Below are 15,123 nucleotides of genomic sequence, written 5' to 3' on the forward strand. Positions count from 1 at the left end.
ACCAGCGTCTTTTCTTTTGGCTCTTTTCGGATAGGTTGTTGTTTTTGGGCTATAAAGCTTGCTCGTTGATTTCCGCTCCAGTCACGCAGCGAACCCGCGGGGAGGAACAGAGCTCCTCTGCGTTTCACGCATGTGGGGTCTCCCGCTCCCTCTCTTCCCGCAGGACATTGAATAGGCTTCCTCGAATAAGCACCTCGTCGTAAGAAAATGCGAATGCATTTTCGAGGATCAAGTGCCTTCCGCTCCAATCAACTCAGTAATTAAAACTAGCTTGTAAGCAACAAACTTTGCGAAAACAGCCTTTCTTTTTGATGAATTTCTTCCTATTCATAAAGCCTTTGAATTTCCCGCGCTATTGCTTCTAAAATGTAAACAACAGGTACTTGTGTCGTAACATTGGATTCTTCATAAAATTCCTCCGTTACATAATAGGCGATGTTTAAATCAGAGATCTTGGCAATGGTTGAAAGCTTACTGTTTGTAATACTGACAATTTTACTTCCTTCGTGTTTAAGCTGGTTTAATTGAGAAATCGTAAAGTTAGTTTCTCCTGAGACAGATAAAGCAATGGTTACACTATTATTTCGAAGTTTGGAATGAATCGGGAAGTGGGGATCTTTGATATACAGCGAAAATTTGCCTAAGCTTGAGAAATATCTTGCCCCATATTCAGCAAGAATACCAGAGCTTCCAATCCCAATAAAAATAACGTTATCTGCTTCAATAACGAGATTTGCAGCCTCTCTAATCTTTTCTTCTATATCCCCTTTTAAGGTACGCTCAATAAATTCGACTATGGATTGCTGGGAACTTTTAATGGCGGTTTTTTTATTCTCTTGTAAATTCATTTTAAGCTTTACTTTGAATTCTGAAAAACCCTCACAATTTAGTTTTCTGCAAAAACGTAAAATAGAGGCAGTTGATACATGTGTTTCATCCGCAAGTTCACGAATTCGCATATACGGGACCTTTTCAGGGTTCTGACAAATGTAGTTGTATAACGATGTTTCTAATTCATTAAAAGAAGCGATGACTTCATTTGTAAACATGGATCCAGATGCTCCTTCAGAAAAAAATATTTTACTCTGCAAAATATATATCTAAAGTCTAACACAATTTCTATGTGTAACATAGCGTTACATCTATGTAACAAATCCCTTTTTTCGTTATAACCAACTAAATGGTCCTCGATCATTTACTATCCTGCTACACCCAGTTATTATGTTTTGTATACTTTTTCCTTGTTTAAGGAAGAGCTATATATAATTTTTCACAAAAATAAATAATCTTAAGTATTAATTTCTGGAGGTAATCATCATGAATAAATATCAATTCCCCCAAGGTTTTTTATGGGGAGGGGCTACTGCAGCGAATCAAATAGAAGGCGGATTTAGTGAAGGGAATAAAGGGCTAAATATAGCAGATGTTCTTCCAGGCGGAAAAGAGCGGTATAACATTTTAATGAATCCAGGTTTTGATTTTGAAATCCATCGTGATCAATACGATTATCCAAATCATGAAGCCATTGACTTTTACCATCGATATAAAGAAGATATTGAATTGTTTGCGGAAATGGGCTTCAAGGCGTTCCGCATGTCTATTGCCTGGACGCGTATTTTTCCCAATGGTGACGAGTTAGAGGCAAATGAAGAAGGACTGGCTTTTTACGATTGTGTATTTGATGAGTTACACAAGCATGGAATTGAACCAATCGTAACCATTTCCCATTATGAAATGCCTCTGAATTTGGTCAAAGAATATGGCGGCTGGAGAGACCGTCAAGTTGTCACCTTTTTTGAGAGATATGTAAAAGCTATCTTCAATCGTTATAAGGATAAAGTAAAGTACTGGATGACTTTTAATGAAATTAATAGCGGCCTTGTGATGCCGATTCAAGGGCTGGGCTTTTCTTATCAAAAAGAAGAGGACAAATACCAGCCAACCTTCCAGGCTTATCACCATCAATTTGTTGCAAGTGCCATTGCGGTTAAAGCATGCCATGAGATCATCCCTGATTCGAAAATTGGCTGCATGATTCTTTTTGCTCCTGTCTATTCCTTTGATAGTAATCCTGAAAATGTCATGCATGCCCTTCAGGAAGAACAGCTTTTCAATTATTATTGTGCGGATGTTCAAGTACGTGGGGAGTATCCAGCTTTCATGAAGAGATACTTCATAGAACATGATATTGAATTGGAAATTCAGGAAGGCGATTTGGAATTAATAAAGGAAAACACTGCAGATTATGTTGGCTTCAGTTATTACATGTCCCGCACCGAGAAGAAAGAAAAGACAGGAGCGGAAGGGGCAGAAGGAAATATTATTGGCGGCGTAAGAAATCCATTCCTGGAAACAAGCGACTGGGGCTGGGAAATCGATCCTGAAGGACTGCGCATCAGCTTGAACAAATTGTATGACCGCTATCAGAAACCGCTATTTGTCGTAGAAAATGGGCTGGGAGCCTATGATAAAGTTCAAGAAGATGGATCGATACATGATGACTATCGAATTGACTATCTTCGTGAGCATATTAAAGCAATGGGTGAAGCCATAGCTGATGGGGTCGAATTAATGGGCTATACAAGCTGGGGATGCATTGATATGGTAAGCATGTCAACAGGCGAGTTCTCGAAACGCTATGGTTATATTTATGTTGATAAACATGATGATGGCAGCGGAACAATGGAACGGAAAAAGAAGAAGTCGTTCTTCTGGTATAAAGATGTTATTGCAACTAATGGGGAAAAGTTATAGAAAACGATTAATAATTGGGTATATTTATTAGGGCTACTGAGGTAGCTCTTTTTTTTAAATGGAAGGCCACTTAAAAAATTGTTTAAAAGGTTCAAGTTATAAAAGTTCTTATCAGCTTGGAAAAGGTATTGATATAGGCATGGATTACCAGCGAAAGCAGGCTCAGTACAAAAATTCAAGTAATTGTATTTTAATTTTGTAGAACTAAAGAAATTCTTATTAATAAGAAAAAAGTGTAGATGAAAGGAAAGAAGCTATAAAAATAATTCAATCCATATTATAAAGGATTTCTTGCCATATAATTGGCAACTCTAATGTAGAAAAACCTATAAAGTTTTTTAGAAAGGAGAGAGGTGTATGGAGTCACTTTGGCTGGAATATGCTTGGGCACTATTAATCTTAATAGGGCTAGAAGGTTTGTTGTCGGCTGACAATGCCCTTGTTCTTGCTGTAATAGCCAAGCATTTACCTGACGATCAGAAAAAAAGAGCTATAAATTACGGAATTATCATGGCGTTCGCTTTCCGATTTGCTGCGCTATTTGCCATTTCTTTTATCGCAAACGTTTGGCAGATACAGGCGATAGGAGCAGCTTATCTTCTTTACTTGGGCTTAAAGCATATCATTCAAGCTCGGTTTGGGAAAGAAAATGAGAATATCCAAAAGGAAGTTGAAGAGGAATCCGCAGGGAAAGGATTCTGGCCTACAGTAGGGAAAATTGCTTTAGCAGATCTCGCTTTTGCCATTGATTCCATTCTCGCTGCTGTTGCTCTTGCCCTTGGTCTTCCAGATTCACCACTTGAAGACTTTGGAGGCATGGATGGAGGACAGTTTATTGTGATCGTACTTGGAGGGATTGCTGGTCTTATCTTGATTAAATATGCGGCCACCTGGTTTGTACAACTCCTTGATAAACGTCCAGCATTGGAAACAACCGCATATGCCATTGTTGCCTGGGTTGGTGTCAAACTTGCTGTGATTACACTTGCACATGAGGATATTGGTATCTTAGATCATGATTTTCCACATAGTACAGCTTGGACATTGGTTTTCTATGGAATATTGCTTGGCATTGCCCTAATCGGTTGGTTTGCACCCGGCAAGAAGTTAAATAAGGAAAATTTAGTCTAAAAGTTACCCAATGGAAGAAAAAGAATTGCGGGTGGATAGCATTTATAAAATGAATCCATCATCTTTTTCTTCCGATTTAAGGGTATGTTTATTCATTGTAATAAATAGCTGTTATGAAATTAAGAAACTGGAAGAGCGAAATGCAGACCTTTTATTTCTATCTAAATTCCCCCGCCAGCATCATAGTAGCTTCTTTTCTCATTTCTCTCAATCCTGGATAAAACGATGCTCCCTACTGCCACAATAATAGCACTTCCAACAATTAAAACATTGTAGATATCAAATTTGCTAAATAAGTTGATTAATAGATAAGACACAATCAGGGAAGCTAAAGGGGAGATCACCCATACTAAAGCGATTCGCTTAATCACACTTTTTTGTAAGATGGCAAACCCATCTTTAGCAGCTCCAACCCCGAGGATTCCACAGGTTGTTACCTGGGTGAGCGGGATCGGAAGTCCGAAGACAGAAGCAATAATTACTAAAGTACCGCCAGTGAATGAAACAGCACTTCCCTGCAACAGTGAAAGTTTGGTTATCTTTTTTCCATTTGTCTCTAACACCCTGCTTCCTAAAAGAAAGGCTCCTAAGGAAACAAATATGGCCCCGATCAAAAGACCATTTGCTGCTGAAATCATGTTGGCACCTACAAGAGGACCAATCGCATTGGCAACGTTATTCATTCCTGCAGAAAAGGCCTCCAAACAGCCGCCAATCACAAGTAATATGGAGAGCCATTTTGTCCAGGGACCAGTTTCTGTAAGTCGAGTCCATCGCTTCTCTGAATATTTGATCAGGTAGCCTAATCCGTATGTAATCAGAAATGAACCAACCGGTATGATGACCCAGAATGAGATAATCAAAAATAAAGTATCGGTGTGTATAGCCTGAAAAGCAGCTCCAACCCCAATGATTGATCCTACCGTTACTTCACTGGTGGATAAAGGAATACCGATAATGTTTGCAATGAAAAGGGTTAAAGTTGCACCCAGTAATATAATGACTACAATTTGCGCATCCAATAAATCAGTAGGGATTAATCCTTCTCCAATCGTTTTAACCACTTCACCGCCGCCTAAAAAAGCACCCAAAAAGGCTGAAGCAGCAACTAACAGAAGCGCTAACCGTTTACTTTTGATTGCTCCGGCCCCATATGGTGCACCCATCGAGGCTGCTGTTCCACTTGCACCAATATTCATCGCAAAGAAAAGGGCGACAGCAACTGCAATGTATGTTAACAAATGAAAAACCTCTTTTCCTTGTTTTTTGTCATTCATGACTTAGTTGTTTTAAAAGAAGGCTGTTTTCGCAAAGTTTGTTGTTTACAAACTAGTTTTAATTACTGAGTTGATTGGAGTGGAAGGCACTTGACTCCTGCGGGAAGAGAGGGAGCGGGAGACCCCGCAGGCGTGAAACGCCGAGGAGGCTCCCGTTCCTCCCGCGGAAAGCAAGTGACTGGAGCGGAAATCAACGGGCAAGCTTATAGTCCAAAAATAACAATCTATACGAAAAGAGCCTAAAAGAAAGATAATTAAAAAATTTAAAACCGAGTAATCCAATATGAATTTATTATTTTAGATTATAAAGCCATCGATGAAAATAAACAAGAGTTTTAAGAGGTAAATGTTAAGGAGTATGAGTGTGATATTAGAGAAAGCAGCTTGCTTAAGAATTCCATTTGCCGAAAGCAAGTCTATTTTTAAGTTCCATCTGACTATCCAGATGATTTCCTGTTAAACTAAAATGGGAAAATAGTTTTTGAAGCATGATACAAATACTTTTGTCATGTATGTAGTTAAGAAAATAAAAAATATAATAAGGCAGGTATAAAATGGTTGATGTTTTTACTGAAATAATAATCCAAGCCCCACGTGTAAAGGTTGCCGAATATGCAGCAAATCCAGACAATGCTCCTTCATGGTATGAAAATATTAAATCATCCGAATGGGTAACTCCCAAGCCTTTAACTATTGGCTCTCAAATAGCATTTAAAGCGCATTTCTTAGGCAGGGAGCTTGCCTATGTGTACGAAATTACAGAGCTAACTCCCGGTGAAAAGCTAGTAATGAAAACAGCAAATGGTCCTTTCCCAATGGAAACGATTTATACTTGGGAAGCCATTGATGAGAATCAAACGAGTATGACCTTACGAAACAAAGGTGTCCCAACTGGATTCGCCAAAGTTTTTAAACCGGTGATGTCTTTGATGATGGAAAAAGCAAATAATAAGGACTTGAGAAAAATAAAAGAAATTCTTGAGGAAGGCAACTAAATGTAAGGTAACTCATGTAGAAAATGGGGCAGAGGCCGATATCGAAAAAGCTCTCGGAGAATACGAAGATGGAACTGAATATAGCTGGAATTTCATGTTTAAGAGACTTAAGGAATTGGTTGAAACTGGACAGATAAACTAACTGAATATTGACTGTATATCGTCAAATATCCATATCGACAACTCGGCTAAAATATCATCAACTTTTTAAATATATCGTCAACTCGGCCAAAGTTGGTTAGCATATGCTTTTCTTCAGCAACTTCTTTTTAGGCACCTCCATTGGCTTCCCCTCTGTCTTTGATGCCTGATCTAAAAGGACTAAAGCAGGTTAAAAAACAAGGAATCATTAGGAAAGAGTAGAAATAGTATTTATTAATCTTAGATGTAGGGGTGTAAAAATATGAGACAAATAATCGCTCTTGGCGGCGGGGGGTTCTCCATGGAGCCAGAGAATCCGTTATTGGATTTATATATCTTAAAACAGTCAGGTAAATCAAATCCCAAAATCTGTTATGTACCTACTGCAACCGGAGATTCAGATATATGTATAAAATGGTTTTATGACTTTTTTGAAAAACAAAAGTGCCAGCCTTCACACCTCTCATTATTCAAACCGCCAACAAGAGATATAGAGGGTTTTGTATTAGATAAAGATATCATTTATGTTGGCGGGGGAAATACGAAGAATTTATTAGCTTTATGGAGAGAATGGGGATTAGATAAGATCATGAGAAAGGCATGGGAACAAGGAATTGTATTGGCAGGCATCAGTGCAGGTTCCATTTGCTGGTTTGAAGAAGGGGTTACGGATTCGTACGGAGATAAACTTGAACCATTAAAGTGCTTAGGATTTTTAAAAGGGAGCAATTGCCCGCATTATGATGGCGAAACGGATCGAAGACCATCGTACCACGAACTTTTGGCTTTTAATAAAATAAAGCCCGGAATAGCAGCAGATGATGGAGTTGCTATTCATTTTATAGAGGAAGAGGTTAGTAAAATAGTAAGCTCCCGGCCTAATGCTAAGGCATATAAAGTCTTTTACGATGAAGAGATTAAAGAGATTGAGCTTGAAACGGAATTCCTGGTTTCATCTTAAAGTAAGGGTGACGGGCAAGCTTTATAGTCTAAAAACAACAATTTATACGAAAAGAGCCTACAGTAAAGTCAGGTAAGTTAAAGAAAGATACTATATTTATTAGTTTTAACATCAGCAAAAAAGGGAGGTTGTTTTCTAAACAAACTCCCTTTTATAATTAATTAGTTAATCTTTTAGTTCGTTTTAGCTTCTTGTTGAAGGAAATCCTCTGTTGAAACAACATTGGCATACATTCCGTTAAGTGCACTGATAAATGCATAATGAACCTGTTCAGCTGGTACGACCTTACCTTGGTAAGTTAAGTCCGTTGTCGCACATGCATCTTCAATAAGTGTAGTTTGAAAGCCTAGTTCCACTGCAGCTCTAACTGTTGCATCAATACACATATGTGTCATCATACCTACAACCACTACCTTGGTTACTCCTTTTTCTTTTAGTTTGCTTTCTAATTCAGTCTTTAAAAAGCTGTTAGGGAAATGTTTTTTGATGATACTTTCGTTTTCTAATGGTAAAACACTTTCATGTAGTTTAACTCCCTCTGTATCTGGAAGAAAGAAGCCTAACCCTGGATTACTTGCGATGTGCTGGACATGAAAAATAGTCTCTTTGTTCTTCTGCCTAAACCATTCAAGAACTTTAGCAGCATTAGCGGCTGCTTTTTCGGGATTTGTTAATTCCATATTTCCATTTGGAAAATAGTCATTTTGAATATCAACAATGATTAAAGCTGTGCTCATTTTTTCACCTCATTTAAAGATTCGATATACTATAATAATAGATAACTTTTTGATTTTTATCGATGCTTTGATGAAACACTTTTAGATAAAATAATTTCACGGTGAAAGGAATTTATAATGGATATTGATCAAATTGACTTTCAAATCCTCCGGTTACTAACTGAAAATTCACGTATTCAATGGAAGGACTTGGGGAAACAAATTCATATGACGGGACAAGCGGTAGGAAATCGTATTAAAAAACTTGAGGAAAGTGGTGTTATTATAGCCTATTCACTAATAATCGATGAAATGAAAGTGGGGCTGATCTTTACAGCGTTTGTCGTTGTACATATGAAAACAGCAAACCATGATTCTTTTATTGGTTTTATTAAAGATCGAAATGAGGTAGTTGAAGCTCATCGAGTATCTGGGGAAGGCTGTTACCATTTAAAAATAAAAGTTAAATCTCAAGAAGAATTGAATCTTTTTCTTAATAACCTTCTCGATCATGGGAATTATAGTTTAAATCTATCAATACAAGAAATAAAACAACACCATCCACTGACTGCCACAATACAACATGAATCTTAAAGAAAATAAGGGTTGTGAATTGTACTTAAACTATCGGGGGCAATCGTAGAAAGGCAACGAAAAACGTGATGCAGCGGTGATCCCGTTTTCTTATTATGCTAAAGGTCAGGTTAGTCAAAGAAGATAATGAAATAGCACCTTTAGTTTGTCAAATACATATGGATAAATATATTATGGTAACCCAAAACCGATGGGGTGCTTATGTTGAATAAGATTGTTTATAGTTTGGATGCGAAAATACATTAAATCAGAAAAATGGCGTGTCAAAACTGATGTCAGTTTACACGCCATTTTCATTGTCATTTACAAATTATGCACCCTAAAACGGAACGGGTTTTTTATAAAAAGCGGATGGTTTTCTAAGATATTTTATTTCCAATTTTTCACTACACTTCTTTTGCAATTTCGTTTCTATTAGGAGCAAGTGGAGGCTGCTCCAGCCATTTATTTTGTACCATAAGGTTATACCACTTTTTAGTGACCATAAGATTTTTAATAATTGTTCCTTCATAAGCGGCTACAAGGTCTGCTCGCATGGCTGATGCTAATCCTGCCCCATGATAGTTTTGTGCAGCTTGGAACAAAAAACCAATATGATACAACATTAACTTATCGGAAAAAGGTGAATCCGTTGAAGTTGTCACTTCTGTTTCCCAGGATTTCGGAACTGGTAAATTATCCGTTTGCATTATTTTTGCAAATTTTATAATTTGTCCATTTGCTGTTTTCGCTGAATCCATTAAAAACTTCCTTACTTCTTTTGTTTGAGCGACTTGACTGAATGCAATAGAAAGGGTTTTAGCCATAATGCTTTTTTTAAGGTTGAAAGAAATACTAATGATTTCTGTCGCTGCTAATTTTCTACCCTTCCCGAAAAATCCATCTGTGAAATCCTGGCTGGAAACAAATTCAGGGTTTTTAGCAGGATAAAACAAAGGGTCTCTTTGAAAATTTCCTTTCTGCAGCAATAACTCAATTGTTTGATGATACATCTTTTTTGCATCGTTATCGCAGGAATCGTAAAATTCCCTTAAGTCTTTTCTAACAGAAACACCTAATGCAGTGCTGTGACCTAGCAAGCCATGTAACGTCATGATATGTAAATAATTCAAGCAAAATATATCCGTGAACAATCTCTGTTTACCCTTAAAGAGGTCCGAATCATTAAATCCAATAGGAACTGGAAACCCTTCACTCTCTATAAAGGTAACAATTTGGTGCTTTTGTTTTTCGTATGTCTTAATAGCATCCTCAAAAATGGCTTTAATCTGGTCGTCCTCAATAATTGAGACCATATATCTATTAACCACATCTGTCATTGTACCGTTTATAAACTCTCCCCAAAGAGTTCCTATTTCGGAAGATGTGAGTTTTAATTTATTCTTATCATCCACATTATCACCTCAATCATATTATTACCAATTTAGTAAGTGATATGAAATTTTTAAAATCATAAGAGAACATTCCGATGAATTCACCATGAATAACCTACTTGTTAAATTAAAGGGTGCTTATGTTCAAGATCAGCTGCCACACCAGGCGGCTTTTTTGATCAACTAAAGGAGAGGTTTAGATGTATAGAAACTTGTTAAAAATAAAAAATCATTAAATTTATTAAGATTGGCATGATACGATTCCTTTATTACGCAACCATATAGTTGCTTATGATTGACAAGCAACCGTAGAGTTGCCTATACTTGAAATATGAATTGGGACAAAGACGCTATATTCAAAGCACTTGGCGACTCGACTCGGCGGCTAATATTAGATGAACTTTCCGAACGAAACGAGCTGACGCTGTATGAGCTTACGGCACGCCTCGTTATGAAACACAGCCTTTCCATTTCGCGACAGGCAATTGCTAAACATCTTAATGCTTTGGAAGATGCAGGGCTCGTATTATCAAAACGAAAGGGAAAATATCGCGTACTTATGTTTAACAAAGAACCACTTAAAAATTTGCTGAAAGGGTGGGTAGATTAATTTTATAACGAATGATGAATGTATGAGTATTTCTAGATTGTTTGAAAAGCACCATACATCGGAAATATCAAAGGAGGCCAAAAGATGTTAAAAATCATTATTACCAGTATATTCGTTCAAGATCAAGACAAAGCATTAGAGTTTTATACAAAAACGCTGGGCTTTGTAAAAAAGAATGACGTTCCCAGCGGAGTATATAGGTGGATCACGCTTGTTTCTCCTGGTAAACAAGACGGTACTGAGCTTTTACTCGAACCTAATGAGCACCCAGCTGCCAAAGAGTATCAACAAAAGCTATTTGCTGATGGCATTCCAGTAACAATGTTTGGAGTTGCAAATATTCGCAAAGAGTACAACCGATTAGTAGAAAAAGGTGTAAAGTTTACCATGGAGCCAACGGAAATGGGGAAAGTCACAATAGCTGTCTTCGACGATACATGCGGAAATCTTATTCAAATGATCGAACAGAAGTAGCGTTATGACGATAAAACCTAGTTTTTAAACACACTGTTGGTAGGTTTAAGACCGGTGAAGTATTATTTCAAAATTAAACAACTTTATGTTAACCCTGTCCTAATTTTAGGTCGGGGTTTTACATATTTTAAGGTATAGATTTGTGAAAAAGTTCACTTAAAATGAAATCATTATTCCGTTGGTGCCAAGATGAAGGTCATTTATCCATCAAACCAACTGCTAAGATTTAGGAACCAAAAGTGGGCAAGAATCCCAAAGTTTTTAACCGGACAGTCCACCTAAAGTGCATCAAAAGGTGAAGTCCCAACGTCTGATTGTAAAATACCAAGGGACAATATTAAAATCCCTATTACATAAAAAAACATATTTCACTTTACTCGACCTCATTATGATTACTTTTTGTTGCAAATACAACAAAGTTAGGATAAATTCAATATATGGCATTTTTATTGCATTTGCAACAAATATATGTTCGAAGGAGGTAACTATGAAGGAAATTCTTCGTGAAATTGGAATGATAGCAAGGGCATTAGATTCTATAAGTAATCTAGAATTTAAAGAATATGACCTTACAAAAGGACAGTATTTGTACCTTGTACGAATATGTGAAAACCCAGGAATCATTCAAGAAAAGTTAGCCGAGATGATAAAAGTAGATCGAACAACAGCAGCTCGTGCTATAAAAAAACTTGAAATGAATGGCTTTATTGAAAAGAAAGAGGATAAACATAACAAAAAAATTAAAAAACTTTTTCCAACAGAGAAAGGGAAAAATCTTTATCCTTTTATAAAAAGAGAAAATGATTATTCCAATATCGTTGCATTAAAGGGATTTTCCGAAAAAGAAGCAGAAACCATTTTCAATCTTCTTCAAAGAGTAAGAAGAAATGTAGAAAAAGACTGGGAATTTGTAAAAAAGGGAAACAAGAGAGAGTATTGATTATATAAAGGGAGCGACATATTTTAGATGACTATAATTATAAAACAGTGTACTCTTGAGGATTTACGCACACTTCAAGAAATTAGTTATGAAACATTTAATGAGACATTTAACGATCAGAACTCACCCGAAAATATGGATGCCTATCTGGAAAGGGCATTTAACTTAAAACAATTAGAAAAAGAATTATCCAATATCCATTCGCAATTCTTTTTTGTTTATTTTAATAATGAAGTCGCTGGATATTTAAAGATCAATATCAATGATGCTCAGTCTGAAGAAATGGATGATGAATCACTTGAAATCGAGAGGATTTATATAAAGAGCAAATTTCAAAAACTTGGGATTGGTAAATATCTGCTAAATAAAGCGATGGAAATTGCGATGGAACGTAATAAAAAGAAAATCTGGCTAGGTGTGTGGGAAAAAAATGAAAATGCTATTGCTTTTTATAAGAAAATGGGGTTTGTTCAAACTGGAAACCACTCTTTTTATATGGGTGATGAAGAACAAATTGATTTTATATTGACGAAAACACTGATATAACTTTAGTAGAGGCGGGTTATTATGTATATTCCTAAATACTTTAAGGGTTGGTTTTAAGTTTAAGGCGGGAGAAAATCAGGCTGCAGATAAATTAAGTCAGAACCGAAATGAAACGGATTATATTAACATCATTGATAAATTACGAAATGAAGGAAATCCAAATTCGAATCAAATGGCAGAGCTGATGGAAAAGAGATTAAAAAATCACGTATAAGCCCACTTTTATTCAACCCTCAGATGCAAGAATTAAAGAACGGAACGGAGCTGTCATATTGGCAGCTCTCTTCAGATTGTGAAAGGTTGTACCTTAAAGTGAAGTGTGCAAGAGTTGAAGATCCAGTTTGGATCGGTGAATGGAAGAAAAAATACGGTCAATAAAATTGGTGCGTTGTTCCTTGAATTAACCCACTTTTTTAAAAATTTCTTTTAACAAACGGGAGTTTAGTTAAAGAAAAAGTTTATTACAAATATCAAAAAACTGTTCAAAATTGGTATAGTAAGACTGATATTATTAATTAAATTTTAGGAGATGTGACAATTTGGATTTCTTAGGTTTTATTACATTGATAATAGCGGGCTTCACTGCTTGTGCTGAAATTACTTCATACGCTTTAGTACATCCAGTTATCCGTCAATTACCTCAAAAGCAACATATACTTTTTGAACAAGGTTCACTGAAAACATATGGACTTATTATGCCCATATTTATGCCTGTAAGTGTGATTCTAACCTTGTCTTTCGCGTTATTTACTAAAGAACTTGGAGGTATCGAGCTTACCAGCCGTTTTTTTTCTGCTGGAATGTTCATTTTAGCAACAATAATAACTATTATATTTAATGTTCCTATTAACAAAGAAATCCAACAATGGGATGCAGACAATCCACCCACTGATTGGAAGGAGATAAGAAAACGATGGATGTTCTTTCAATCTATTCGTTCTTGGTTACTTCTTATTGGTTTCGTGTTACTTTGTTTCTCAGTGTCAATTTGATATAAATATTACAGTTTCTGTACATTACCCTATTGAACTAAACCATTCGTATTATAAGGTCAACTAGAAATGAAAATATTTCTGGTTGACCATTTTTTCTATCGATATATGATAACCGTAGCCGGGGTAGAACGTAAGCACCCGTGGGACTTGATCCCGTCAACTAAACCGTTCGCCCCCTACTTGTAGAAACATGATTGAGGCTGGTTGGGACGTTGATCTCCGTATAACAAGCGAAGCTATGATACTGCAAGAAGGATTAGAGGTACCGGCAAATATGATTTAGGAGGAGAAGCCAATGAATCCAGTGGTTGGACTGGATGTAGCCAAAGGTGAAAGCCAGATACAAGCTTTCCTGGATAAGAAAAAACCTTATCAAAAAAGCTTTAAAGTTGAACACACTCTTGAAGGTCTGGAAAAACTGCATTCCTTTCTCTCAGATGTTGAGAGAATAACTGGGGTAAAACCTCCATTAGTCATGGAGTCAACCGGTCACTATCATACTCCGGTAGTCCATTATTTTGAGGAAAGAGGATACTTGATCATTATTGTTAACCCTTTAGTCTCATATCGGGCAAAGAGTTCAAGTTTAAGAAAGGTAAAGACAGATATAATTGATGCCAATCATCTCTGCGAGATGTATTACAAAGAGGATTTGGAACCTTATAAAAAACGCGGTATCCAGCTCTTGAACCTTCGAAACCTGACTAGACAGCACGAAAATATTACGGGGATTTATGTGCAAACAAAACTGCAATTCCAAGCCGTCTTGGATCAGGTGTTTCCAGTATATAGAGGAGTGTTTGGGGACTTATATTCTGTTGTCTCTCTACTCACCTTACTTGAATTTCCAACATCTCAAAGTATCTTAGAAGCAGGCGAAGAGACAGTTACTAACACAATAAAAAAGTTATGTCCAAGGCGCTCCATCAAGTGGGCTAAGACAAAAGCAATAGCCCTTTTAGCTGCCGCAAGCCAAAATCCCTTTAGGGAAAATCTCTACCAAAGCCACATTTTAAGCGTGGAAATGTATATAAAAATGCTTCTGGAATACCAAAAGCATCTATCCAAATTTGAAGAAGAGATAGATGCCTTGGCAAAAGATATTGAAGAATATAAAATCATCCAATCAATCCCTGGGATCGGAGAAAAGATCGCTGCAACGATCATTTCCGAAATTGGCGAGATTGAACGGTTTGATCACCCTAAAAAGCTTGTCGCATTCGCTGGTATTGACCCGAGTATCTTTGAATCAGGTAAATTCAGAGGAACCGTAAACAGGATTACCAAAAGAGGTTCAAGCCGACTTAGGCATACACTGTATATGGCCGTTAGGTGTGCTATTCGGGATTCCAGGAAAAGCAAAACGACGGAGGAACTAATCCCTCGCAATAAAAGGTTGAGAGAATTTTATGATAAAAAACGGGAAGAAGGAAAACCCTTTAAAGTAGCAATAATAGCCTGTGCCAATAAGCTTTTACAATGGATTTATGCCCTTTTGAAAAGCAGAACGACTTTCCAAGATCTAGCTTAGTTACCCAAATGGACTAATAAAAGCAAAACCTTCCAAACATCCAGGTTAGGAAGGTTATTTGGCATGCTTATTTTTAGCATACCAT

Annotated in this window: 15 protein-coding genes and 1 pseudogene; 12 read left to right on the forward strand and 4 right to left on the reverse strand. The window is 36.8% G+C overall.

Going from position 1 to position 15,123, the window contains the following annotated elements:
* Nucleotides 1-323: 323 nt before the first annotated feature.
* Nucleotides 324-1,049 (reverse strand): MurR/RpiR family transcriptional regulator, encoded by a 726-nt coding sequence (locus tag AC3ZVC_RS14865; protein ID WP_490064002.1) that lies wholly within the window; start codon nt 1,047-1,049, stop codon nt 324-326.
* A gap of 268 nt (nt 1,050-1,317) precedes the next feature.
* On the opposite strand from AC3ZVC_RS14865, the gene AC3ZVC_RS14870 reads away from it, so the two are divergent.
* Nucleotides 1,318-2,754 (forward strand): glycoside hydrolase family 1 protein, encoded by a 1,437-nt coding sequence (locus tag AC3ZVC_RS14870; RefSeq protein ID WP_490064003.1) that lies wholly within the window; start codon nt 1,318-1,320, stop codon nt 2,752-2,754.
* Between the two features lie 357 nt (nt 2,755-3,111).
* The gene (locus tag AC3ZVC_RS14875; protein WP_490064004.1) at nt 3,112-3,885 is read left to right on the forward strand and encodes a TerC family protein; all 774 of its coding nucleotides are present in this window, start codon (nt 3,112-3,114) and stop codon (nt 3,883-3,885) included.
* A 161-nt stretch (nt 3,886-4,046) separates the two neighbouring features.
* Here the strand turns inward: AC3ZVC_RS14875 and cysP are convergent, their stop codons facing one another.
* Nucleotides 4,047-5,126, reverse strand: coding sequence for a sulfate permease (gene cysP / locus AC3ZVC_RS14880; RefSeq protein WP_490064005.1), 1,080 nt, complete (start codon nt 5,124-5,126; stop codon nt 4,047-4,049).
* Nucleotides 5,127-5,716: 590 nt separating this feature from the next.
* On the opposite strand from cysP, the gene AC3ZVC_RS14885 reads away from it, so the two are divergent.
* Together AC3ZVC_RS14885 and AC3ZVC_RS14890 are read left to right on the forward strand one after the other, a co-directional pair.
* On the forward strand, nt 5,717-6,157 hold the full coding sequence (locus AC3ZVC_RS14885) for an SRPBCC family protein (RefSeq protein WP_490064006.1): 441 nt from the start codon (nt 5,717-5,719) through the stop codon (nt 6,155-6,157).
* A 403-nt stretch (nt 6,158-6,560) separates the two neighbouring features.
* Nucleotides 6,561-7,259: a Type 1 glutamine amidotransferase-like domain-containing protein gene (locus AC3ZVC_RS14890; RefSeq protein WP_490064007.1), complete on the forward strand. Its 699-nt coding sequence runs from the start codon at nt 6,561-6,563 to the stop codon at nt 7,257-7,259.
* Between the two features lie 173 nt (nt 7,260-7,432).
* Here the strand turns inward: AC3ZVC_RS14890 and AC3ZVC_RS14895 are convergent, their stop codons facing one another.
* Complete coding sequence (locus tag AC3ZVC_RS14895) at nt 7,433-7,996, reverse strand: cysteine hydrolase family protein (protein WP_490064008.1); 564 nt, start codon at nt 7,994-7,996, stop codon at nt 7,433-7,435.
* A 117-nt stretch (nt 7,997-8,113) separates the two neighbouring features.
* On the opposite strand from AC3ZVC_RS14895, the gene AC3ZVC_RS14900 reads away from it, so the two are divergent.
* Nucleotides 8,114-8,569: an Lrp/AsnC family transcriptional regulator gene (locus AC3ZVC_RS14900; protein ID WP_490064009.1), complete on the forward strand. Its 456-nt coding sequence runs from the start codon at nt 8,114-8,116 to the stop codon at nt 8,567-8,569.
* A gap of 386 nt (nt 8,570-8,955) precedes the next feature.
* Here AC3ZVC_RS14900 and AC3ZVC_RS14905 read toward each other — a convergent pair whose 3' ends face one another.
* Nucleotides 8,956-9,963 (reverse strand): DUF3231 family protein, encoded by a 1,008-nt coding sequence (locus AC3ZVC_RS14905; protein WP_490064010.1) that lies wholly within the window; start codon nt 9,961-9,963, stop codon nt 8,956-8,958.
* A gap of 310 nt (nt 9,964-10,273) precedes the next feature.
* Between AC3ZVC_RS14905 and AC3ZVC_RS14910 the strand changes: the two genes are divergently transcribed.
* The 7 genes and pseudogenes from AC3ZVC_RS14910 to AC3ZVC_RS14940 all read left to right on the forward strand — a co-directional run bounded on the left by AC3ZVC_RS14910 (nt 10,274) and on the right by AC3ZVC_RS14940 (nt 15,038).
* Nucleotides 10,274-10,552, forward strand: coding sequence for an ArsR/SmtB family transcription factor (locus tag AC3ZVC_RS14910; RefSeq protein WP_490064011.1), 279 nt, complete (start codon nt 10,274-10,276; stop codon nt 10,550-10,552).
* A gap of 84 nt (nt 10,553-10,636) precedes the next feature.
* Nucleotides 10,637-11,026: a VOC family protein gene (locus AC3ZVC_RS14915; protein WP_490064012.1), complete on the forward strand. Its 390-nt coding sequence runs from the start codon at nt 10,637-10,639 to the stop codon at nt 11,024-11,026.
* Nucleotides 11,027-11,513: 487 nt separating this feature from the next.
* Nucleotides 11,514-11,966 (forward strand): MarR family winged helix-turn-helix transcriptional regulator, encoded by a 453-nt coding sequence (locus AC3ZVC_RS14920; protein WP_490064013.1) that lies wholly within the window; start codon nt 11,514-11,516, stop codon nt 11,964-11,966.
* Between the two features lie 27 nt (nt 11,967-11,993).
* The gene (gene paiA / locus AC3ZVC_RS14925; RefSeq protein WP_490064014.1) at nt 11,994-12,512 is read left to right on the forward strand and encodes a spermidine/spermine N(1)-acetyltransferase; all 519 of its coding nucleotides are present in this window, start codon (nt 11,994-11,996) and stop codon (nt 12,510-12,512) included.
* 46 nt (nt 12,513-12,558) lie between these two features.
* A pseudogene (locus AC3ZVC_RS14930) lies at nt 12,559-12,726 on the forward strand (FMN-binding negative transcriptional regulator); the annotation flags it as partial.
* 325 nt (nt 12,727-13,051) lie between these two features.
* On the forward strand, nt 13,052-13,504 hold the full coding sequence (locus tag AC3ZVC_RS14935) for an anthrone oxygenase family protein (RefSeq protein WP_490064015.1): 453 nt from the start codon (nt 13,052-13,054) through the stop codon (nt 13,502-13,504).
* Nucleotides 13,505-13,802: 298 nt separating this feature from the next.
* The gene (locus AC3ZVC_RS14940) at nt 13,803-15,038 is read left to right on the forward strand and encodes an IS110 family RNA-guided transposase (protein ID WP_490064016.1); all 1,236 of its coding nucleotides are present in this window, start codon (nt 13,803-13,805) and stop codon (nt 15,036-15,038) included.
* Nucleotides 15,039-15,123 lie beyond the last annotated feature (85 nt).

It is taken from the genome of Cytobacillus sp. C11.1, assembly GCF_058145115.1.